Origin of the sequence: Lysinibacillus sp. VIII_CA (assembly GCF_049943995.1) — a bacterium.
Lineage (GTDB): Bacteria > Bacillota > Bacilli > Bacillales_A > Planococcaceae > Lysinibacillus > Lysinibacillus pinottii.
This window is the reverse complement of sequence record NZ_JBNFXM010000001.1, coordinates 66,722-88,363: the sequence shown is the minus strand read 5'-3', so window position 1 is coordinate 88,363 and position 21,642 is coordinate 66,722. Positions and strand designations below refer to the sequence as shown.

Annotated in this window: 24 protein-coding genes and 1 riboswitch; of the genes, 14 read left to right on the top strand and 10 right to left on the bottom strand. The window is 37.7% G+C overall.

The window, feature by feature from the left end; genetic code table 11:
* Positions 1-77 precede the first annotated feature (77 nt).
* The 5 genes from glnA to ACP3VS_RS00465 all read left to right on the top strand — a co-directional run bounded on the left by glnA (position 78) and on the right by ACP3VS_RS00465 (position 3,828).
* Positions 78-1,412, top strand: coding sequence for a type I glutamate--ammonia ligase (gene glnA / locus ACP3VS_RS00485; protein WP_031419125.1), 1,335 nt, complete (start codon positions 78-80; stop codon positions 1,410-1,412).
* Positions 1,413-1,499: 87 nt separating this feature from the next.
* Complete coding sequence (locus ACP3VS_RS00480; protein WP_031419126.1) at positions 1,500-1,697, top strand: hypothetical protein; 198 nt, start codon at positions 1,500-1,502, stop codon at positions 1,695-1,697.
* Positions 1,698-2,300: 603 nt separating this feature from the next.
* Entirely contained in the window at positions 2,301-3,164 is an 864-nt protein-coding gene (locus ACP3VS_RS00475; protein ID WP_426388287.1) for an AraC family transcriptional regulator, read from the top strand.
* A 178-nt stretch (positions 3,165-3,342) separates the two neighbouring features.
* On the top strand, positions 3,343-3,648 hold the full coding sequence (locus ACP3VS_RS00470) for a pyridoxamine 5'-phosphate oxidase family protein (RefSeq protein WP_227256916.1): 306 nt from the start codon (positions 3,343-3,345) through the stop codon (positions 3,646-3,648).
* A gap of 9 nt (positions 3,649-3,657) precedes the next feature.
* Positions 3,658-3,828, top strand: coding sequence for a hypothetical protein (locus ACP3VS_RS00465; RefSeq protein ID WP_012293431.1), 171 nt, complete (start codon positions 3,658-3,660; stop codon positions 3,826-3,828).
* Positions 3,829-3,873: 45 nt separating this feature from the next.
* On the opposite strand, the gene ACP3VS_RS00460 is transcribed toward ACP3VS_RS00465, so the two are convergent.
* The gene (locus ACP3VS_RS00460; RefSeq protein WP_036215037.1) at positions 3,874-4,380 is read right to left on the bottom strand and encodes a GNAT family N-acetyltransferase; all 507 of its coding nucleotides are present in this window, start codon (positions 4,378-4,380) and stop codon (positions 3,874-3,876) included.
* A 273-nt stretch (positions 4,381-4,653) separates the two neighbouring features.
* On the opposite strand from ACP3VS_RS00460, the gene ACP3VS_RS00455 reads away from it, so the two are divergent.
* Positions 4,654-5,286 carry a GNAT family N-acetyltransferase gene (locus ACP3VS_RS00455; protein ID WP_416277535.1) on the top strand — a complete coding sequence of 211 codons (633 nt, stop codon included), beginning with the start codon at positions 4,654-4,656 and terminating at the stop codon, positions 5,284-5,286.
* A 35-nt stretch (positions 5,287-5,321) separates the two neighbouring features.
* Here the strand turns inward: ACP3VS_RS00455 and ACP3VS_RS00450 are convergent, their stop codons facing one another.
* Positions 5,322-5,585, bottom strand: a complete 264-nt coding sequence (locus ACP3VS_RS00450; protein ID WP_080695175.1) for a Parvovirus coat protein VP1-like protein — start codon at positions 5,583-5,585, stop codon at positions 5,322-5,324.
* A gap of 183 nt (positions 5,586-5,768) precedes the next feature.
* Between ACP3VS_RS00450 and ACP3VS_RS00445 the strand changes: the two genes are divergently transcribed.
* The gene (locus ACP3VS_RS00445; protein ID WP_031419129.1) at positions 5,769-6,818 is read left to right on the top strand and encodes a DUF418 domain-containing protein; all 1,050 of its coding nucleotides are present in this window, start codon (positions 5,769-5,771) and stop codon (positions 6,816-6,818) included.
* 74 nt (positions 6,819-6,892) lie between these two features.
* Here ACP3VS_RS00445 and ACP3VS_RS00440 read toward each other — a convergent pair whose 3' ends face one another.
* Positions 6,893-7,366 (bottom strand): YbaK/EbsC family protein, encoded by a 474-nt coding sequence (locus ACP3VS_RS00440; protein WP_012293435.1) that lies wholly within the window; start codon positions 7,364-7,366, stop codon positions 6,893-6,895.
* A 213-nt stretch (positions 7,367-7,579) separates the two neighbouring features.
* On the opposite strand from ACP3VS_RS00440, the gene ACP3VS_RS00435 reads away from it, so the two are divergent.
* The 3 genes from ACP3VS_RS00435 (at position 7,580) to ACP3VS_RS00425 (ending at position 9,637) form a co-directional block, all read left to right on the top strand.
* Positions 7,580-8,728, top strand: a complete 1,149-nt coding sequence (locus ACP3VS_RS00435; RefSeq protein WP_426388286.1) for a PstS family phosphate ABC transporter substrate-binding protein — start codon at positions 7,580-7,582, stop codon at positions 8,726-8,728.
* Between the two features lie 31 nt (positions 8,729-8,759).
* A riboswitch (guanidine-I (ykkC/yxkD leader) is annotated at positions 8,760-8,856 on the top strand.
* 125 nt (positions 8,857-8,981) lie between these two features.
* Positions 8,982-9,323 carry a DMT family transporter gene (locus ACP3VS_RS00430; RefSeq protein WP_031419133.1) on the top strand — a complete coding sequence of 114 codons (342 nt, stop codon included), beginning with the start codon at positions 8,982-8,984 and terminating at the stop codon, positions 9,321-9,323.
* Positions 9,323-9,637, top strand: a complete 315-nt coding sequence (locus ACP3VS_RS00425) for a DMT family transporter (protein WP_012293440.1) — start codon at positions 9,323-9,325, stop codon at positions 9,635-9,637. The genes ACP3VS_RS00430 and ACP3VS_RS00425 overlap by 1 nt, the downstream gene beginning before the upstream one ends.
* A 55-nt stretch (positions 9,638-9,692) precedes the next feature.
* On the opposite strand, the gene ACP3VS_RS00420 is transcribed toward ACP3VS_RS00425, so the two are convergent.
* The 4 genes from ACP3VS_RS00420 to ACP3VS_RS00405 form a co-directional block, all read right to left on the bottom strand.
* Complete coding sequence (locus ACP3VS_RS00420; protein WP_325881213.1) at positions 9,693-10,571, bottom strand: glycine betaine ABC transporter substrate-binding protein; 879 nt, start codon at positions 10,569-10,571, stop codon at positions 9,693-9,695.
* Positions 10,572-10,639: 68 nt separating this feature from the next.
* Positions 10,640-11,494, bottom strand: a complete 855-nt coding sequence (locus ACP3VS_RS00415; RefSeq protein ID WP_008174570.1) for an ABC transporter permease — start codon at positions 11,492-11,494, stop codon at positions 10,640-10,642.
* On the bottom strand, positions 11,487-12,686 hold the full coding sequence (locus ACP3VS_RS00410; RefSeq protein ID WP_012293442.1) for a quaternary amine ABC transporter ATP-binding protein: 1,200 nt from the start codon (positions 12,684-12,686) through the stop codon (positions 11,487-11,489). The genes ACP3VS_RS00415 and ACP3VS_RS00410 overlap by 8 nt, the downstream gene beginning before the upstream one ends.
* Before the next feature lie 158 nt (positions 12,687-12,844).
* Positions 12,845-13,480 carry a TrkA C-terminal domain-containing protein gene (locus ACP3VS_RS00405; protein ID WP_031419135.1) on the bottom strand — a complete coding sequence of 212 codons (636 nt, stop codon included), beginning with the start codon at positions 13,478-13,480 and terminating at the stop codon, positions 12,845-12,847.
* 270 nt (positions 13,481-13,750) lie between these two features.
* Between ACP3VS_RS00405 and ACP3VS_RS00400 the strand changes: the two genes are divergently transcribed.
* The 4 genes from ACP3VS_RS00400 to ACP3VS_RS00385 are packed head-to-tail and all read left to right on the top strand — an operon-like array spanning position 13,751 to position 17,274.
* Complete coding sequence (locus tag ACP3VS_RS00400; RefSeq protein ID WP_012293444.1) at positions 13,751-14,482, top strand: GTP cyclohydrolase II; 732 nt, start codon at positions 13,751-13,753, stop codon at positions 14,480-14,482.
* A gap of 15 nt (positions 14,483-14,497) precedes the next feature.
* Entirely contained in the window at positions 14,498-15,610 is a 1,113-nt protein-coding gene (gene ribD, locus ACP3VS_RS00395; protein WP_031419136.1) for a bifunctional diaminohydroxyphosphoribosylaminopyrimidine deaminase/5-amino-6-(5-phosphoribosylamino)uracil reductase RibD, read from the top strand.
* Positions 15,607-16,692 (top strand): FAD-dependent monooxygenase, encoded by a 1,086-nt coding sequence (locus ACP3VS_RS00390; RefSeq protein WP_031419138.1) that lies wholly within the window; start codon positions 15,607-15,609, stop codon positions 16,690-16,692. The genes ribD and ACP3VS_RS00390 overlap by 4 nt, the downstream gene beginning before the upstream one ends.
* Before the next feature lie 18 nt (positions 16,693-16,710).
* The gene (locus tag ACP3VS_RS00385) at positions 16,711-17,274 is read left to right on the top strand and encodes a 5' nucleotidase, NT5C type (protein ID WP_036167555.1); all 564 of its coding nucleotides are present in this window, start codon (positions 16,711-16,713) and stop codon (positions 17,272-17,274) included.
* A gap of 223 nt (positions 17,275-17,497) precedes the next feature.
* Here ACP3VS_RS00385 and solA read toward each other — a convergent pair whose 3' ends face one another.
* The 3 genes from solA to guaD all read right to left on the bottom strand — a co-directional run bounded on the left by solA (position 17,498) and on the right by guaD (position 21,516).
* Positions 17,498-18,616: an N-methyl-L-tryptophan oxidase gene (gene solA / locus ACP3VS_RS00380; protein ID WP_036167556.1), complete on the bottom strand. Its 1,119-nt coding sequence runs from the start codon at positions 18,614-18,616 to the stop codon at positions 17,498-17,500.
* 126 nt (positions 18,617-18,742) lie between these two features.
* Positions 18,743-20,095, bottom strand: coding sequence for a uracil-xanthine permease family protein (locus ACP3VS_RS00375; protein ID WP_426388285.1), 1,353 nt, complete (start codon positions 20,093-20,095; stop codon positions 18,743-18,745).
* A 53-nt stretch (positions 20,096-20,148) separates the two neighbouring features.
* Positions 20,149-21,516: a guanine deaminase gene (gene guaD / locus ACP3VS_RS00370; protein WP_012293449.1), complete on the bottom strand. Its 1,368-nt coding sequence runs from the start codon at positions 21,514-21,516 to the stop codon at positions 20,149-20,151.
* Between the last annotated feature and the right edge of the window lie 126 nt (positions 21,517-21,642).

Below are 21,642 nucleotides of genomic sequence, written 5' to 3'. Positions count from 1 at the left end.
AATTTTAAAAAATAATGTATTTTTAAAACAGTCATAAAAAAGTTGTGTTAATTAAATTTACATTGGAGTGGTGGAAAATGAAACATTATACAAAAGAAGGTATTATACGCCGAGTGAAGGAAGAAAATGTGAAGTTTATTCGCCTACAATTTACTGATATATTAGGTACGATTAAAAATGTAGAGATACCTGTGAGCCAATTAGAAAAGGCATTAGACAATAAAGTCATGTTTGATGGTTCTTCGATTGAAGGTTTTGTACGTATAGAGGAATCAGATATGTATTTAAGACCAGACTTTAATACATTTGTAATTTTTCCTTGGACAGCTGAAAAAGGTAAGGTGGCACGCTTTATTTGCGATATTGCAAGACCAGATGGAACACCTTTTGAAGGGGATCCACGATCTAATTTGAAGCGCGTTTTAAAGGAAATGGAGGAGTTAGGCTTCACTTCCTTTAACTTGGGACCAGAGCCAGAATTTTTCCTTTTCAAGCTGGATGAAAAAGGGCATCCGACACTTGAACTAAATGACAGCGGAGGATATTTTGACTTAGCTCCGACAGATTTAGGGGAGAATTGTCGCCGTGATATTGTTTTAGAACTGGAGGGGATGGGCTTTGAAATTGAAGCTTCTCACCATGAAGTTGCACCTGGACAGCATGAAATTGACTTTAAATATGCTAGCGCCATCGAAGCATGCGATAATATTCAAACATTTAAATTAGTCGTAAAAACGATTGCTGCACAGCATGGGCTACATGCAACATTTATGCCTAAGCCACTATTTGGAGTTAACGGCTCTGGCATGCATTTTAACCTATCGTTATTTGAAGGGGATAAAAATGCCTTCTATGACGAACACGCAGAACTTCAATTAAGCGCAACAGCTCGTAGCTTTATGGCAGGTATTATCCAGCATGTACATGGCTTTACTGCTATCACGAATCCACTGGTTAATTCTTATAAACGATTAGTTCCAGGCTATGAGGCCCCATGCTATGTTGCATGGTCTGCTCAAAACCGTTCGCCACTTATTCGTATTCCAGCAGCTCGAGGATTATCAACACGTATTGAGTTACGTTCAGTTGATCCTGCAGCAAATCCTTATTTAGCAATGGCTGTAATCTTAGCATCTGGACTTGACGGCATACGGAAAGATTTAACGCCTCCAGCAGCGGTAGATCGAAATATTTATAAAATGACAGGTCCAGAGCGTGAATTAAATGGTATTGATAGTCTACCATCTTCATTGGAACACGCATTAATTGAATTAGAAATGGATGCAGTTGTACGAGAAGCTCTAGGTGATCATATTTATGAAAAGTTTAATAGAGCCAAAGAAATAGAATGGGATAAATACCGTACACGGGTCCATAACTGGGAGCGTGAGGAATATTTAACGATGTACTAAAAAATATTGGAGCTTATTTTGCTCCAATATTTTTTTACTGACTTTGATACCCTTTTGAACTATCATGAAAGAAAAGGGGTGTGGGCAATGACACAAACGACTCAAGTTGTGACAATCCAAAACAACGATATTGTGCAATTTGAACATGATATTAATCGGGCTTTATTAGATTTGAGTTACTTTTTCATACTTGATATCAAGTACAATACCCTCTATATCGGCGAACAGACGGTCATCCATTCTGCCTTAATTATTTATCAGCATCAAGAAGAGAACAGCCAATAATTTTATATGAAAAAAATCGGTCATGTCGAGAGGCGTGACTTTTTTTATTGACATAAACATAAGAGAAATGGTCGATCTTTTAGGAATGTTAATGGTAGTAGTGCGACCTCATCTTTAGATTTCCATGCAATATCATACATTAATTTATTCAAAGATTAAGAAGGGTCATTTGTCCGCCAATTATGATGGCTTCAAAGTAACAGACTTCTACAGCTGCATTAGATTTATCATCGATACTACCTGTAGCCTAATTCTTCGTATACTTCATGATTACAACATGCTTGGAAATTTCCCATTGCCCCCTTTTCATCTGAAGGCATAGCCTAAGTCTTTTCTTCCTCATTTGGTAAGATACGATGATGACACTCCTTGATTTAAGGACAATAAAGGCCTTGTCCGTTATTATAAATATAATGGTTGTTTTTCGATAGTTAGTACAATGGATTTTAGTGGAGAAAGAGCGAAAATCGTATGTAAAGTAACGAAAATAGAAGGAGTGTTAGTGATGAAAAACTGCTTCTACACATACCTGTCCAAAGTTAGCATAAAAAGACAGGCTGGAAAGCATTAACTATTTTAAGATGGTATCAGGGAGTGAGAGCAATGAGTTGGATTGAGTCGATTCAAAAAGCCATTAATTTTATGGAAGATCATTTATTAGAAAACATAACGATTGAACAGATTGCACAGGAGGTTAATTCATCTGTCTTCCATTTTCAGCGAACGTTTGCGATTTTAACGGATATGTCCATTGCGGATTATCTACGACGGAGGAGATTAACATTAGCGGCTCAGGAATTAATGGATACAGATCAAAAAATAATCGATCTCGCCTACAAGTATGGCTATGAAACTCCTGAAGCTTTTACAAAAGCGTTTCGTAAACAGCATTATGTAACGCCGAGTGAAGCGAGAAAGAGGCAAGGACCACTAAAATCATACAATCGCCTGGTGATTCAGGTAAGCTTGAAGGGAGCAGAACCAATGAAGTATAAAATCGTAGAAAAAGATAAGTTTCAAGTTGTTGGGGTGAAAAGAACGTACAATTGCCATGACGGAGAAAACACTCGGGAAATTCCATTGTTTTGGCAGGAAATCAATGAGAGTGGCTTCGATCATCAGCTATATCAATTAAATAATGGCAACATCAATGGAGTATTAGGTGTTTGTGTACCAAATACAAACCAAGGACAACAGGGCTTCATTGATTACTGGATTGCTACAAATCATGTAGGTGATGTGGGAGAGGATCTATTAACGATGGAAGTACCTGCATCAAAGTGGGTTGTGTTTGAGGTGCACGGGCCAATGCCAGATGCTATGCAAAATACGTGGAAACAAATATATTCAGAGTGGTTCCCCTCCAATCCATATGAGCCAGCAGGAACGGCTGAGCTTGAAGTGTACCCAGAAGAGGATGCGTATAGCCCCGATTCATACTCAGAAATTTGGATTCCAATTAAATAGCGTTAAAGTAATAAAGCCAAGAATGCTAAACGAGTGCATTCTTGGCTTTACTTATGCGCGAAAGGAAAACTATTCTTTTTTTAGATACCATAAAGATGTAAATGAAATATATGTTTTGAGATTAACGTTTTTATTTTTATCGTACTATATTTTGATGAGGGGGTTAACGATAAGAGATATGATTCAAAACAAACGTGTAGAAATTTCTAAAAATGAAGCACGGCAATTTTGGAAGATGGGGAAAGTCGCGTATGTTGCGACAGTTGATGAGGAAGGATATCCTTATGTAATTCTATTTGTTTATGTGTATGAAGGAAAACTTTATTTGCATATTGGTAATATTCTAGAAAGCCATTTTTGGTCCAATATTAAACAAAACCCTAAAATCAGTATAGAAGTAAGTGAAATGGGCGATTTACACCCAGGGAAAAAATATTCTTACCAATCTGCACTTGTCTACCAAAGTGTAGTGCTATTTGGATAAGTTGTAAGAATGGAAGAGGAGTCAAAGAAGGAATGGTTCTTTGATGCGCTTTTAGAGAAGTATGGTAATCCTGAATGGATATTTGAAAAAGAGGGCTATCCAATTATGCCTAAAATAGAATTATTCAAAGTACAAATAGAAAAGTTAACGGGGAAAATTAATCACGGCATGTATCACTAAGCAAAAAGCTAAGAATGATTAGATAACCATTCTTAGCTTTTTATATTACTCTTTACATAGTACATATACTTGTAAATTTTTTTCAGTGCTATCGTAGCCCTGCAAAATAAAATTCAATTTCTGTAAGACTCTGATGGAATTGATATTCGCCGCATCGACCTTTGCTATAATTGTCGACATGTCCAAATGTGTAAAAGCTACATGGATTAAAGCGATGATACCTTCTGTGGCGTAGCCTTTGCCCCAATGAGTCTTCGCCAAGTCATAGCCAATTTCTGCGGTAGCATTATCGTAATCCACGTTATTAAATCCACAGGAGCCAATGATATGATTACTTGTCAATTCAATGATGGAATAGCGAATGGCACGATGTTCATTAGCTAATTGATTTAGTAATTCAATCATGTCTAGCGCCTGTTCTTCGTGTGTAAAGCTTGAGATATTCATAAATTTCGTCACAGAAGGATCTGACCAAATCGACCATAAACTTTTAGCGTCAGCATTAGCTACTTTTCGTAATAATAATCTTTCCGTGTTCATACATTCAATCAATACTTTTACCTCCAAGATTTTAATGATGTTGGATGAAAAATATTGCTATCTGTGCATAATTCAGTCCCTTCAAATAGATCTATATTTTATTATAGAAGATAAGGTACATAATGCCAATAAAAAGGGGGAAACATCGTGATAAAAGTTACAGTTAATCATTATCCGAGCATTAAACGAAATATTAAAAGGGCTCCAACATTTGTTTATAGTGTTCTCGATCAATTAATAGAATGAACAGTTTATACAAATACAACTTTATTTCAAACGCTATTAATACATACAAAATCAGGAATTTATTTTGTATATGGTAATTCAACTACTAGTGAAATTGATTGTCAGCTTTCCGCCTGTCTCGAGCAATCTATAAAGCAAGGGGAGCGTTTTACCTTATTTTCATATTCAGAGCAATGGAATACTAAAATTGAACAACTGCTAAAAGGACAGCTAAGAAAACTAGAACGCTATACATTTACATTTAATAAAAGCTTGTATGATGGTAGAGATGAGCAAAAAGTATCGAATTTTGAGGTGATGTCAATTACTCGACATCATATAAAAAAAGCGATGGAGTTCACCCATGCTTACTATGATGAATATTGGGATTCTACAGCTAATTTCCTGACAAATGGATTTGGTTTTTGTTTATTACATAAAGAGCAAATCATTAGTGAAGCTGTCTCTATTTTTACATCAAACGAATATGCGGAAATTGATATTATGACAGATTCGAATTTTAGAGGTCAGGGATTGGCTAGTTTGATGGCGACAACATTTATCAATCATTGTTTGGCCAACGAGCTAAAACCTTGTTGGGATTGTGATGTTACAAATAAAGCATCCATTTACTTAGGTACGAAGCTGGGCTTTACCGATCCACTAAAATATGCGATTTATACAAAAAAATAGCCCACGTTGTTTTCAAAACACCGTGAGCTTCGTTGTTAAAAGAAACGATTGCGTAGTTCGAATACTTGATAAAATAGTCTAGCATCTCTCGCCATCTTATTGGGTGTATGCATGTGAGGTCTGAGGCATTGCTGAAACAGTTCATCACAATATCTTATGCTACCGTAACGATCATAACATTCATCATGTAGTTTACAGCAGCTATCCACCGCATTCGTGGGCTCACCTGGTCCCGAGCAACCAGGTCCGCAGTATCGATAGCCAGGATAACAAAAACCAAATTTACGATTTCTTTTCATGGGAGAAACCTCTCTTCTGCTATGTTCTTACTATAAAGTATGTTATTTTTTTCGAGAGAATCGGATAAAAAACTATTAAGTTAATCTTTTGATTTGTAAGGTTCCTGTAAGCTTTAAAAAAAATAGCTGTAAGGATGAAGAGTTATGCTAGCTATAGCATAAAAGATAAGGAGTTAGTTGAACATGAATCCATCCGTTACAAAAAAAGAACGAATTCTTTCCTTGGATATTATTCGAGGATTAGCATTATTTGGAATTTTATTTATTAATGTAGGCGCCTATCAGGTCATTATAGAAGGCGGACCTATACCTGATTATAGTGGCATCAATGGAGTGATCGATTCACTTATTGATATTTTTATTGAAAAGAAATTCTTTTCAATCTTTTCCTTCCTATTCGGTGTTGGCTTTTATATTTTTGCTTCCCGGGCAGAAGCACGTGGGGATAAACCAAAATGGCGCTTTGCAAGACGTTTATTTGCATTATTGATAATCGGTATCATTCATATTTTCTTGTTTTGGGGTTCGATTTTAGCCATTTATGCAGTCATTGGATTTTTATTGCTACCATTTTACTCTGCGAAAATTTCAACAATTTGTAAATGGCTTTTTACAATCATCACACTTCATATTCTTGCTATATTAGGTCAAATGTATATGCCGACTCATGCTGTAATGTCCACTATTTCAGGACTTTTAGGCAATGATGCTATCGCTATATTCATCATGTTTTTAAGCGGATTTTTAGTAGCAAAAGCTGGTTGGATTGGTCATATTGGGGGACATATTCAAAAAATAAAATGGCTGCTTTTTGTTACAGGCCCATTCTTTATTGGTTTTTCATTGTGGATATGGTTTGCATCACAAGCAGATGACCAACAGCTACAATCTATTATTGGTTTAGGAGTAGTTCCGACAACATATTTTTATTTAGCTTGTTTATTTATAATTTTGGAAAATCGTCCTATTGTGAAAATGCTTCAGCCGATTGGACGAGTGGGACAAATGGCATTTACCAACTATTTAGCCCAAAGCTTTATTGGCACGGCAATTATCTCACTAATGGGCTTAGAAGTCGTTTCACCATCAGATATTGTAGTAATCGCATGTATTATTTTTGCCATCCAAATTATCTTTAGTATGATTTGGTTCAAATTCTTTTCAATTGGACCATTTGAAAAAGTATGGCGCTATATGACATATGGTAAAAAGATTTCGACAAAGACATCGTAAAAGCTCTATAAATTAATAAGGGAAATAACAAAAATCGGTGAGACTGTTGAAAAGTCTTACCGATTTTTATTTGTCTAATCCTTCCAGCCCTTACAGACATCAATCCATTCTTCATACGGTGTATAGGTTTCTAGCTCGGAAATCGTGACCTCTATCGCAGAATTGCTACTACCACATGCAGGAAATACCGTTGTAAACCGTTTAAGGGATTCATCTAAATAAATAACAACTCCTTCATTAACGCCAAAGGGACAAACTCCACCGACATCGTGACCTATCATAGCTTCGACATTATCTTTACCTAGCATCTTTGCCTTTGTTCCAAAAACTGCTTTATATTTGGCATTATCGATTTTTGCATCTCCGGCTGCCACAATTAGTATAGCGCTATCATTGACAAGAAAGGATAAAGATTTTGCTATGCGGGCAGGCTCACAGCCAAGTGCCAGTGCTGCTAATTCAACGGTGGCAGAGCTCTCTTCTAATTCTTGTATTTTGTGTTCCACATGCCATTGGGCTAAATGATTCCGTGCTTTTTCTATTGCCATATGTACAATCCTCCTAATCCGTCCAGTTGTGCCTTGGCGAATTTTCCCCTACTAAATGTAGGATAACCACCAAAAGCTCTATCTTGTTTCAAGCAGATGTCGAATCAAGATAAATTTAATTTTAACATAATTTTCAGAATATAATGTTGCGAATATCTGCTTTATTTAGTACGATTAATTTGAAAGTGTAAAATTACACTGGAGGGTTGCGGCTTGATTAAATTCTTACAAATTGTGAGCGTTATGATTGGTTTATCAGTAGTGACATTAATGGTAGTACTTATTGTCATATTGAGTGGTCATATGCACTTTCTGCAACTAGTTTATACGGTTCCAGTTTGTGTATTTGTATTGTTTGTTTGTGGAATATTTAATTGGATGAATACAAAAAAGAAAAAGAGATGGGTAATGGGTGCATTGGGTGTGACAATAATATTTGCTTTAATTCCTCCTATTCAACATTATTATAAGCTGAGTATTCCTACTGTTGATGCAGAAATTGATATATCTGCTTATCAACCATTTACGCAGGACAATCAAGTGGTAAAGCCTGACGAAAAAGTCTCATTACAATTGACAGGGTCATTACCACGATTAGATGGAGCCACAGCTATGTATCCTTTATATGCAGCCTTTGTTGAGGCTACTTATCCTAAGGGAGACTATCAGCCATATAAGAGTAGGGTCCAAGTTAACCGTACACCAGAAGCCTATCAAAATTTAATAGCGGGAAATGTGGATTTAATTTTTGTGGCAGCACCATCTATTAAGCAAGAATGGCAAGCAGAAAAAGAAGGACTTACGTTTAATATGACACCGATTGGGCGAGAGGCATTTGTTTTTTTCGTCCATCATAAAAACAATGTGGATAATGTAACATTGGATCAGGTGAAGAAAATATATGCTGGTGAAATTACCAACTGGCGTGATGTTGGCGGTGAGGATGAAGCCATCCGTGCTTTCCAACGTCCAGCGGATAGCGGAAGCCAAATAGCATTAGAAAATTTAATGGATAATAAGCCAATTATGGAGGCACCCTCTGAAAATATTGCCTCAGGAATGGGTGGAATTATCCATGAAGTATCTCAATATCGAAATTATAAAAATGCGATGGGCTTTACGTTTAGATACTATTCGACAGAGATGGTTCGTAATAAAAAAATCAAATTACTATCCATTGATGGTATAGCCCCAACTAAAGAGAACATTCGAAATGGGACCTATCCTTTAGTCTCTGAGTTGTATGCGGTCACTGCTGGGGGGGAGAATGAAAATGTTCAAAAGCTAATCGATTGGATACTTACCGATGAAGGTCAAGCATTAGTAGCCAAAGTCGGTTATGTTCCAGTGGAAAAGTATTAAATAGTTTGCTATACTAAGGTTAATAAAATATTGTAAAGTTTTCTAGGGTTCCGTAGCAGATGCTAGTCTGGTCCGAGAGAAAACCACAAATTGATTTTGTGACACGGAAGGATAAAAGCCTGGGAGATACTGTTGAAGGACAGTTTCTTCTGGGCTTTTTTGTTTGGCTAAAATCAGGTGTTTTGGCGAAAGCTGAGGAAGGATAGTCATCAACAAGTGATTCGTCGTGTCTGATAAGATGGAGGGATTTTTTATGAATAAGCATTGGGTAAGTGTCATTATCGCTGCTTGCTTTGAAGTAGGCTGGGTCATTGGTTTAAAGCATGCTTCGGGTGTGTGGGAATGGATAGGCACTGTAATTGCAATCTATGTTAGTTTTTATTTACTAATTAAAGCGGGAGAGCACTTACCAGTTGGTACGGTATATGCGATTTTTGTAGGTTTGGGGACAGCCGGCACAGTATGCGCGGATAGTTTACTGTTTGGAGAGCCGTGGAAGCTAGCAAAAATACTATGTATTGTTGTTTTATTGGCAGGGGTTGTAGGCTTAAAGCTTGTGACAGGAGAGCCGAAGGAAAAAGAGGTGACTGAATAATGGCATGGATGGCATTAATAATGGCAGGCCTATGTGAGATGATGGGTGTCTATATGATTAGTAAATATAATAACGAAAAGAATAAAAAAAACTTAGGATTATTAATATTTGCATTTACATTAAGCTTTGCAGGACTTGCGTATGCTATGGAAACCTTACCGATGGGTACTGCTTATGCAATTTGGACAGGAATTGGTGCGGCTGGAGGAGCCTTGCTAGGAATGTTCTTCTTTAATGAATCAAAGGATTGGAGAAGAATTGTTTGTATAGTGCTTGTTTTAGGAGCAGCCGTCATGTTGAAAATTTTGTCATAAAAGAAGCATAACAAATGCACTTCCCGTTGAAACAAAGGAAGTGCATTTGTTTACATTATTTTTTTACATCTTTTGTCCATTCAGCTACTTTTTCTGGATTTGCTTCAATCCATTCCTTAGCAGCGTCTTTTGGATCTTTACCATCCATAACTTCTAGCATAACGCTTTCTAAATCTTCAGCTGTCCAGTGAAAGTTGTCTAACACTAAATACACTTCTGGTAAATCCTCTTTTAACCCTTTACGAACAAAAGTATTAATGGTTTCTTCGCCACCGTAAACACCTTTTGGATCTTCTAAATATTTAAGATCATATTTAGCAAATTTCCAGTGTGGTGACCAACCCGTAACAATAATTTCTTCCTTATCTTTCAAAGCCTTAGCTAAAGAAGTAGTCATTGCACCAGACGAAGAAGTAACAAAATTCCAATCTGCTAAATTATCATATTCATTTAATGCTTTTTCTGTTGCTGCTGTTATACCAGCTCCAGGCTCAATACCAGTAATTGTTCGATCAGCTTCATCTGTTAAATCTTCAATAGAGTTTGCTTTCATATAGCTTGGTACAACTAAGCCGATTTTGGCGCCAGCAAGGTTTTCGCCAAGCTCATCTAATTTATCTTTATATTTTTCATACTGTGATTCATGTGTATGTGGTAACCATGCAGCGACCATGCCGTCTGCCTCGCCTTTAGAAACTGCTTCCCACATAATGGCATTATCCAAAGGAGTTAATGTCACATCATAGCCTAAATCTTCAAGGACTTGCCCCACTACATTTGTGGAGGCGATTTCAGTATCCCACTCTACATAGGCTAAGTTTACCTCCTTAGAATCACTATTTTTTCCAGAACCAGAGTCTTCTCCGCTACATGCAGCGAGCATGAAGCCTAAACCTAAGGCCATTCCTAATTTCGATAATGTTTTCAGTTTCATCTAATCTCCCTTTCTGTCCATCATTTATATCTATTAAACTGCCTTCTTGGCAAGAAAATAAACTAATTTTATAAGGCTTTCTTTTTATTAAAGCTTTGTGTTAAACGGTCAATAATAATGGCAAAAATAACTAAACCTAAACCTGCAACGAAACCATTCCCAACCTGTGTACGTTGAAGGGCTGTTAAGACCTCACGTCCTAAACCTGGAGCACCAATCATCGAGGCGATGACTACCATAGAAAGGGACAGCATGACAGTTTGGTTAATACCTGCCATAATCGTTGATTTAGCAAGTGGGATTTCTACTTTAAATAGTTTTTGACTAGCTGTACTACCGTAAGAGTCTGCGGCTTCCACTAATTCTTTAGGTACCTGACGAATACCAAGGTTTGTCATACGTACCGTTGGAGGTAAAGCAAAGATAACTGATGCGAAGACACCAGGTACAATTCCGATGCCGAAAAAGGCAACGGCTGGGATGAGGTAGACAAAGCCAGGCATTGTTTGCATGAAATCGAGTATTGGTTTAATAATACTTTCAGCGATTGTAGACTTCGACATTAGAATCCCAAGTGGAATACCAATGATGATGGAAATAATACTTGAAAAGATAACGAGCGTGGTTGTTTCCATCAGATTTGTCCAAAGACCTTGATTATAGATAAACAACAAGCCTATTAATGAAAATGAGGCAAGTCCGAATTTTTTACCAGTTGCATAAAAGGCAAAAACAACGACAAGTAATATTAAAATAATGGCTGGGATACTATTTAACAAATCAGTGACCTGATTCATGAGTAGTTTTCCAAATTGCTGAATCGAGTTAAAGAACGCTGAAAAATTACTCGTCAACCAGTCCATAGCTGATTCTACCCATGGAGCTAGTGGTATTGTTGGAATATTATCTAAAAAATTATTCATGTACATCCGCCTCCTCATCACTCGTTGAAAGTGCTTGGATGACAACGCCTCTAATCAGCACACCAAGCAAGCGACCATCTTTTACAACGGCAATAGGAGTAGGTGAATTATAAATCATCCCTAATATATCCTGTAATAGCATATCTGGTGGAACTGTTAACACTTCTGATTGCACAATGGAGTGAACGGTTTGCTCTTGCTTCTTTGCTGAAGCTAATGCGTCGTCTGCTGTAATAAAGCCTTGTAAATGTCGGTTTTTGTCGACCGCCATTAGTAAACTAACCGCTTCTTGTCGCATGCGTTTTAGCGCTACTTTAGGGCCATCTAAATCTACGTTGACATACACTGGTCGCACCATGACATTTTCAGCCGTCAATACTTTAGAACGGTCCACATCTTCCACGAATGTTTTGACATAATCATTTGCTGGGTTGGTTAATATTTCTTCTCCCGTACCAATCTGAATGATAGAGCCATCCTTCATAATAGCGATGCGATCCCCAATGCGTAATGCTTCATTCAAATCATGCGTGATAAATAAAATTGTTTTTTTGACCTTTTGTTGTAGATCAAGTAGCTCATCTTGCATTTCTTTTCGAATCAATGGATCTAATGCTGAAAAAGCTTCATCCATTAATAAAATTTCAGGATCATTGGCAAGAGCACGCGCTAATCCAACACGTTGCTGCATACCACCTGATAATTGACTTGGATACTGATCTTTGTAAGCGAGTAATCCAGCATTTTCAAGAGCCTGCTCTGCTTTTGCTTGGCGTTCTTCCTTTGAAATGCCTCGGATTTCAAGGCCATATTCGGTGTTTTGAAGTAATGTACGATGGGGGAATAAACCGAAGTTTTGGAAAACCATACTCATTTTATTTCTTCTTACAGTCCGTAAACTTTCTTTACCCATTTTAGAAATATTTTCTCCATCGATATATATATTTCCGCTCGTTGGTTCAATAAGGCGGTTTAAGAGCCGTATTAATGTAGATTTACCGCTTCCTGATAATCCCATGATAACGAAGATTTCTCCCTCGTTTACTGTAAAGCTGGCATCGTATACACCAACAGTTGCACCTGTTTCTTTTAAGATATCAGTCTTACTTTTTTGTTGCTTGACGAGTTCTAGTGCTTGGGGAATATGTTTGCCAAACACTTTCGATACGTGTTCTACTTTTAATTTTTCCATAGAAGCACTCCTTTCGTAGATTATTACTATATGAGGATAGTGATACCCAAAAATAAACAAGTAACAACCTTACTGTAACAAAGGGTTGTTACTTTTGTCAAACCGACCAATAAGAAAAAAACCGCTTAAACGCTGTGATATCAGCGCTTAAACGGTTTTTAATTGGGATATAAAAAGCCTTGTACTCTAGCGAAGCTTTCGTCATTTCCCACAAAATAAATAATGTCGCCTTCTTCGAATGATACATAAGGGCCAGGTGATAGTAATAATTCATTACCACGACGAATACCGACGATGGTACTTGATGTATTTTGCCAAAAATTTAAGGCTTGTACAGTTTGATGAATGCATGGACTTTCCGCAGTCATTTCTAATTGATAAGGGATAAATGGATTTACTGAACGGAAATGCTCCGTACGACTAATTAGCTGCTTTGCTTTGTCTTGTAAATTTATTAATTCATGCTGTTGCTTTTGAATACTTGTCAGAAGCTCACTTTGTATTTCATGAATCGATTGAACGTCATGAAACTGTCGGACAAAATGAGCTGCTTTTTCATACGACTTAATGATGACACCGCTACCTTTCGTTGCCTCTACAATTTCTAAGTCTTGTAAAACAGCGATTGCTCTTCTAGCAGTCTCAGCAGACACATTATATTGACTTGCAAGAGATGATCTAGCATATATTTTATCGCCGATGCGGTATTTTCTTTCGACGATCTTGGAGGCAAGGTCGATAGCAATTTGTTGATATTTTGGCTGCTTTAGTTGAACAGTTTTTTCTAAGTTCATTTTAAACTTCCTTTCGTCATTACAGGTACCACAGCTTATTATAGACTAGCCTGCACAGAAAAAATAGCATCTCCATAAGCTAGTAGTATATGATGAAAAAGTAATGCTAAAATTTTTGTATCTACTATTAAAAATAATAGGATAGTAGCCGTTGTTTGACACTTTTCAGTTATTATTATAAACTAAGTTACGTTATGTAAGTGGTGTGAAAATACATGTGCTCAGTTGGTGGTTTAACCAACTGTTTCCTATAGAAGGTTGGAGATTAATATGACAATTACTACTAAAATTATGGACATAGTGAAAGATAAAATGACAGTTATAAAGCACACGAATACAGAAAATATTTGCCTAGTTGGTCCTGTCAATTTGCCCGTTCAACAAGGTGACTTTTCTGCTACTTTTCAGTGGTATAACTGGCTTACAGTAGATGTGAATGTATCAAAAGAAGAAATCATTGATAGCTTAGCTACAGCCAATTTGGCTTTCTTACAGCAATCATCAGTTCTTGTATATGGTGATTTTACCCATTCAGAGGATGCTTTAATCCGCATGCATAGTATTTGTCACACTGGTGACATATTTGGCAGTCAGCGCTGTGATTGTGGCTATCAATTGCATGAATCTATGAAAATGATTGTAGAGCACGGCTGTGGAGCTATTTTTTATTTAGCCGATCATGAAGGGCGAGGCATTGGATTATTCTCGAAATCACTCGCTTATTTATTACAAGAAGAAGGGCTAGATACAGTAGAAGCAAACCATGCACTTGGCTTCCCTGACGATACTCGTTCATATGAAGAAGCACTTGCGGTATTAGCAACACTACGCGCAAAACCTGTGACACTTATTACAAATAATCCTAAAAAATTGGCTGCTTTACAGGCTCGTGGCTTGGCGGCAGAAGGGCATGTTCCTTTATGGGGTGGCTTAACGGAAACGAATCGTTTTTATTTGGAAACGAAGGTTGAAAAATCTGGACATTTACGAGAAAAACAATAAGTGGAGGTGGCGACCATGACTACTAAAGACGAAAAATACATGCAACTAGCTCTAGACCTAGCAGCTAGTGCAAAAGGTAATACAAACCCTAATCCACTTGTCGGGGCGGTAATTGTCAAAAATGACATTATTGTAGGCACTGGTTTACACAGAAAAGCAGGCGAACCACATGCAGAAGTTCATGCTTTTCGTATGGCTGGAGAACATGCACAGAATGCTACACTATACGTTACGCTTGAACCTTGTTCACATTTTGGTAAAACGCCTCCTTGTGCGAATCTAGTGAAGGATTCTGGCGTTAGTCGAGTTGTGGTTGCGATGCAAGACCCTAATCCTACTGTAGCAGGTCGTGGCATTCAATTGTTGCGTGATGCAGGTATAACAGTGGAGGTAGGTGTTTTGGAGCAACAAGCACGTCGTTTAAATGAACGCTTTATCCATAACATGCTCACTAAAAGACCGTTTATTATTTCAAAATTTGCGATGACTGTAGATGGGAAAATTGCTACGCATACAGGTCATTCTAAATGGGTAACAGGTAAGGCTGCACGTGAGGACGTCCACCGTATTCGCCATGAGGTAGATGGTATTCTAGTTGGTGTTGGTACAGTTATCGCTGACAATCCATCATTAACAACAAGATTAAGCGAGGGCTACGGAAAAAATCCAACACGTATCATTATGGATAGTCTATTACGTACACCACTAGATGCGAATGTGTTGAATACGGAAGAAGCCCCAACAATTCTTGTTTGCAGCAATGATGTTAGCCAAGAAAAGATCGATTTATTGATAAATAAAGGTCTCACAGTTTTACCGATAGAGAAGGACGAACGTGGGCTAAATATTGATGAAATGCTTGCAAGACTTTATGAGCATGGCATTACAGATATTTTGCTAGAGGGTGGTAGTAAAGTGAATGCTTCATTTTTACAGCAAGGTGCCATTGACAAATATGTGATTTATATAGCGCCAAAGGTTCTAGGAGGGAATTTATCATTAACCCCTTTTGCGGGCTCTAATCCCTCCTTAATGAATGAGGCATGGCAGGTTGAATTTGCCTCATTTGATAAGATAGGCGAGGATTTATGTATTATTGCTTATCCAAAGCAAGGTGAAGAAAATTGAACTATGAAGCGGATGTTTGTATAGTAGGGGCTGGACCAGCAGGTGCACTTTTATCTTATTTACTGGTCAAAAAAGGGCTATCTGTCATCCTACTAGAACAAAATGCGGATCTTGGAAAGTCTTTTCGTGGTGAACATTTAAATGAAGAAGGCGAGGCTGTTTTAAAAAGTCATCAACTTTTCGAAGCAGTCGAGTCGCTTGGCTTATTACGCATGGAAAAGCTAGAATATTACGCAGATGGTAAGGCCTTTAAAACCATTTTTCCTAATGACATAGTAGGTCATCTAGGAATTCATGTTCCTCAAGCTAATTTATTAAAGGGGATTTTAGAAAAAGCGCTGCTATTTTCTCATTTTACTTGTCTGCTACATACGAAGGTAACGGAGCTTATCCAGGACGCGTCGGGTTATTATAAAGGCGTAATCGCTATAAAAGATGGAACAACCATAAAGGTCGATAGCCAATTAATAATTGGTGCTGATGGACGCTATTCAACGATTCGTAAGGCGGCACATATTGATGTTCAAAAACAAAAACATGGCTTTGATTTGCTATGGGCTAAAATTCCTGCACCTTCAGGCTGGGAGCCTTCTATTAAAATGGCATTAATTGGAGATAAGCAATTATCATTGTTCACGCAAGTTGGTGGCTTTATTCAAATTGGATGGAATATTGAACAAGGGAGCTATCCACAGCTTCGAAAACAATCATTTACACCTTTTATCCAACAGCTTACGATGCAATTCCCTGCATTATCTGAGCCTGTAAAGGAGCACATTCGGTCTTGGAAAGATTTTGTGCTGTTAGATGTTTTCAGCTGTCATTGTAACTGTTGGGGCACGAAGGGTCTTGTGCTTTTAGGCGATGCGGTTCATACGATGACACCAACAGGAGCATTTGGCTTGAACAGTGCGCTAAAAGATGCGGATTGTTTGGCATCTCTATTAAATAAAGATTCATTAGCTCATTTTAATGTTCAAGATTTTCAGCATATGCGAGAGCAAGCTATTGAGGATGTTTTAGCAGTACAAATAGAGAGAGAACAAACTTTTTCTGCTCATTTTCTAAATAGAGCATCATGAAAGGATGTAACACATCTAATGAAATTTGGTTTTGACATTGATGATACACTGATAGATTTACGGGCACATGCCTTTGCCATTTACAATAAAAAAATGGGGAAAAATATTCCGATTGATATTTTTCATACGCTAAAAAGAGTAGAAATTCATGAGCCTTTTGGTTTATCAGATGCAGAGGGCGCAGCGATGTGGAGTAGTTCATTAGAAGAGATTTATTTTACGAACTGTCCTTCTTTTGAAGGGTCATTAAAAATGCTGCAAACTTTAGCTTATCATGGTCATGATATTTACTACATTACCTCTCGGCCTAAGCAATTTTGTAAGCAAACAAAAGAATGGATGGAAGCACAGGGGTTTCCGATAAAAGAGGGCCATTTTTTCTGTGGGATGCAAGATGCCGAGAAGGTAGCGATTATAAAAGAGCTTGCTTTAGATGTTTATGTAGATGATAAACCAGCAGTACTGGAGACACTTCACAATATACAAACAAAAGTAATTTTAAAAAATCAATCTTATAATCAGCATGTTGAGTTACCAAGATTGCATCATTGGCAGGATTTTTTAGCACTGATTGAAGCGTAAGATTTTTAATATGGTTGAACCCCAAATTATAGTGATTGATAAAGTTACATGTTTGGGGTTCTTTTTAGGTTAATAAAAATAAAATATTAAATTGATAGAGAATGAAATAAAGTAACGTCGCTTATTTCCACAATTGGAATTGCCGCCTTACGTTCCACTCTGCTTTTATGATGAAGCATCCATTTAATGCCGGCTATTGATTGTTTTCTACATGTATTCAAAACTAATAAAATCGATTAAGCTGGAAGCGTGTTAAATCCTGCTTGCATTTACCATGTAATGTTAATTCTGCGAGAGCTTCTCCAACGGCACTGCTAAATTTAAAGCCATGACCTGAAAAACCTGCCGCAATTATCATATTTGGATGAGTAGGTAAGAAATCGATGATGAAATCTTCGTCTGGCGTCATGGAATATTTGCACGTTTTCCCGTATTTTAATGCTCCATGCTGAGGCATAAATTGCTGAATGAAATGTTGTAAATCTGCACGATCATGGTCATCGAATGGATGAAGAGGTTTATTTGGATTTATTTCTTCGCCGCCATCATGTCGACCTAGCTTTAGTCCTGCACCATCAATGCTTGGGAAGCCATAGTAAGAGGAATCAGCGAATTCAAAGCAATAGGCTGGAAAGACCTCATTACTATAAAGCTGTTCATCCGCTTCAAACCATGCAAAGGTTTTTCGCGTTGGTGTAACAGGAAGGGCGATGTCCAGCGTTTGAAGTAGCTCAGTTGCCCATGCCCCAGCAGTGACAATTAAATGCTTTGCCTCATAGACTTGATTGGCCGTTTGAACTTGCACAATTTCTCCCGCTTGGATGCCAACAACTTTTTCTTTTATCTGTAAGCGTGCCCCAGCTTGCAAGGCTAGCTTTTTATAGGCTCTAATACATGCTTCAACTCGAAGGACCCCAGCTGTCGGCTCAAAGCATGCTACCAAATTGGCTGGTAAAGATAATCCAGGCCACTTGTTCATGGCTTCAGCTGCTGAATAGTGTTCGAGTGCTAATTCATGAAGGGTAGCGCTGGCTTTTACGTTTTGAATAAAGCTGCAATTTGGCTCTCCGATATTTACTACCCCAGTTTGTAAAAATAAGTTCTCATCTGCTAAAGATTCGAGCTCCTGCCATAGCTCCCCAGCTCGTTTAACGAAAGGTACATAGCTAGCTCCCTCACCATAGGCAAATCGAATAATTCTTGTCTCTCCATGATGGCTCCCTTCCTCATGAGGGGGATCAAAAGCATCCAGCATTAAAACACTTTTCCCAGACTTTGCTAAATAATAACCTGCCGCCATCCCCATAGAGCCTGCTCCAACTATAATGACATCATATACCATAATAATCCCTACTTTTTTGCTCAAGTATAACAGATTGTTAGAAAATGAAACAGAAATTTTTGAAAAATTAAATATGCACAACCCCCGCTTCCAATGTAAAAAGAGGGTTGTGCATGAATTGGTTGATTATTTTGAGCGTGGTAATAGTTTATTGAGGACAATGGCTACAATTGCAGCTGTGGCAATTGGTGAGCCCAATAAATATTGAACAGTTGTCGGTAATGAATACAAGAAATCATCTGGCAATAATGTCAACGCTAACGTTAAAATGACTGGAATAGCAATCACATACATTTCCTTTTCGCCAATAGGTTCATTTTTCATTACCTGCAGACCACTAATAGCAATGATGCCGCATACAATGACAAACACTCCTCCAATGACAGCCGAGGGAATCGCTGAAATGAGTGCGGCTAATTTACCAGAGAAACCAAAAACTATAAACCAAATACCCGCAGCAATAAATACGCGACGACTAGCAATTCCTGTAATGGAGATAACCCCTGCATTTGTAGAGTAACCAGTTACAGGTGTAGAACCTAGTAAAGAAGCAATAAAACAGCCAATCCCTTCACCAACAACACCGCGATTAATTTGCTTATCCGTTAAAGGTTTGTCGATGACATTACTAATGGCAAACCATGTGCCAGTTGTTTCCGCCATTAAGACAATATAGATAATGACCATTGTAATAATGGCGGAAATATTAAAGCTAAAGCTGAAATCCGCGAATGGAATTTGTGGCATACTAAACCATTTTGCTTGTGATACAGCTGATAACTCTAAAACTCCCATCATATTTGCAGCAACACTACCGACTATTAAAGCAATAATAACGGAGCCAATACGGAATAGGCGACCCTTTTGATGGAAGACTGTACCAAACATTACACAAATGATTAGGACAACTGCTGAAATTAACGCTAAATAAATATTTTGTTCAATGGATGCACCTGCCCCATTAAAAATATTATCGCTTAAACCGACAGGCATTAAGGATAAACCAACAACAAAAATAATTGTTCCCCCTACAATGGGCGGAATAAATGTCTGTACAATTTTATTGAAGATACCTGTGTAACCTAAAATAATCACTAAAATGGCCCCAATTAAGCTTGCACCTAATATTGTGCTCCAACCTAAATCACCACTGCCACTTGCAGCGTAAATACCAACGATGGCTCCTAACGGAACATAGGAAGGACCTTGTGCCATCGGTAATTTCATACAGAAATGTGTTTGTATAATAGTTGCAAGTCCAGCAGCAATAAAGGTTGATTGGATTAATGCACTGGCTTGACCAGTTTGTAAGCCAATTAACATGGCGATTAAAAATGGGACAACGTAAACATCCATTGCCATGACATGCTGTAAACCTAGTAGCGCTGATTGACCAATCGAGACTTTTTCATCTGGAAGTACGGTTAATTGTGTTGTTTTTTTCGTTGTATTAGTTAGTTGGCTATGTTGCGTTTCCACGAAGATGTGCACCTCATATGAATAAATTTTTAATATAGACAGTTAGTAAATCATTAGTCCCTTGAATGAACTTTATTTCCTTGGACCCAAACCTCACGAATATTCTCTGGACGAACAAGATACATTATTTTTTGGAAAATATCGTGTAATGCTTCTTGGCTATCGAAAATTGGAAGCTTTGCAGAATGGATCTTTGTATCAATGATTTGTACATCCCATGTATAATTTTCCTGTAAACGGCCAATTGGAAGACTTAAGCTTTCCCCGCCACCAGCTGTCGCTAGATAAAAGGCTTCATTAATCGTAATACGTGAATTTGGAACACCACGTTTGTTGGCTACAATTGCTGTATCTACACCATCTTCAAGCATTCTCGATGACATGACTGCCTGTCTTGCATTATCGAAAAGGCTAGGGGAAAATCCACCTGATATATCTGAACCTAATCCAATATCAACACCAAGTGCATGGAAGCGGGCAATAGGAATAACGCTATTTGCAAAATAGGCATTAGAAATCGGGCAATGACCGATAGCTGTGCCTGTCTCAGCAAATAAACGTGCATCATCATCGCTTAGGAAATTACAATGGGCCATAACAGATTTTTCGCCTAATAAACCAAAATCATGGAGAGCCTCAGCATCATTTTTATGGAATCTTTCCTTGACGTAGCCATGTTCCCAGTCGCTTTCGCTACAGTGAGATTGGATATGTGTATTGTATTTTGCTGCTAATTCCCCTAAGCCCTTTAAAGCATTGTCGGTACAGCTTGGAATGAAGCGAGGAGTGACAACTGGGTATACACCTTGCTTAGTTGTCTTTGCTAAATCTTTAACAGCTAAAATGAATGCTTCTGTATCAGCAAGCGCTGTTTGTGTAGTAGCATCTCGATAAAAATGAGGATTTTGTTCAGGGTCATCCATCACCACTTTTCCGACTAATCCTCGTTGCCCCTTTTCAGCACAAATTTTTGCTAAAAGAATACTAGCCTCTTTATGAACTGTCGCGAAATATAAGGATGTTGTTGTGCCGTTAGCAAGGAGTGTGCTCACTAAATCTTCGTAGACCTCTTGGGCAAATGCTAAATCCGAAAATTTTGATTCGATAGGGAATGTATATGTGTTCAGCCAATCATAAAGTGGTATGTCTAAAGCTGTACCAGATTGCGCCCATTGTGGTGCATGTACATGCAAGTCGACAAATCCTGGTAAGAAATATTGACCTTCATCTAATTGATGAAAATGTTTATGGTGTTGGTATGTAGTTAATAGTTGTTGGTAATCAGCATGTTCAGGAGAGACTGTTTTTTCAATCATGCCATCTGCATTAATGAAAAATAAATAATCTTTTAAAATCTGAACTTCAGTAGCAGATGTACTAGTAAAAGCCGTTCCTTTAAAAATTTGCGTATATTCAGCCATAAAAACCACCTTAATGTTCGTTTATTGATAATAACACGGATTATTATAGGCTATTTAAACTATTAAGTCTATAAAAAAACGAATAATAATATGGAGTGGTAAGAAGAGAGATCAAGTCTTAGCCTA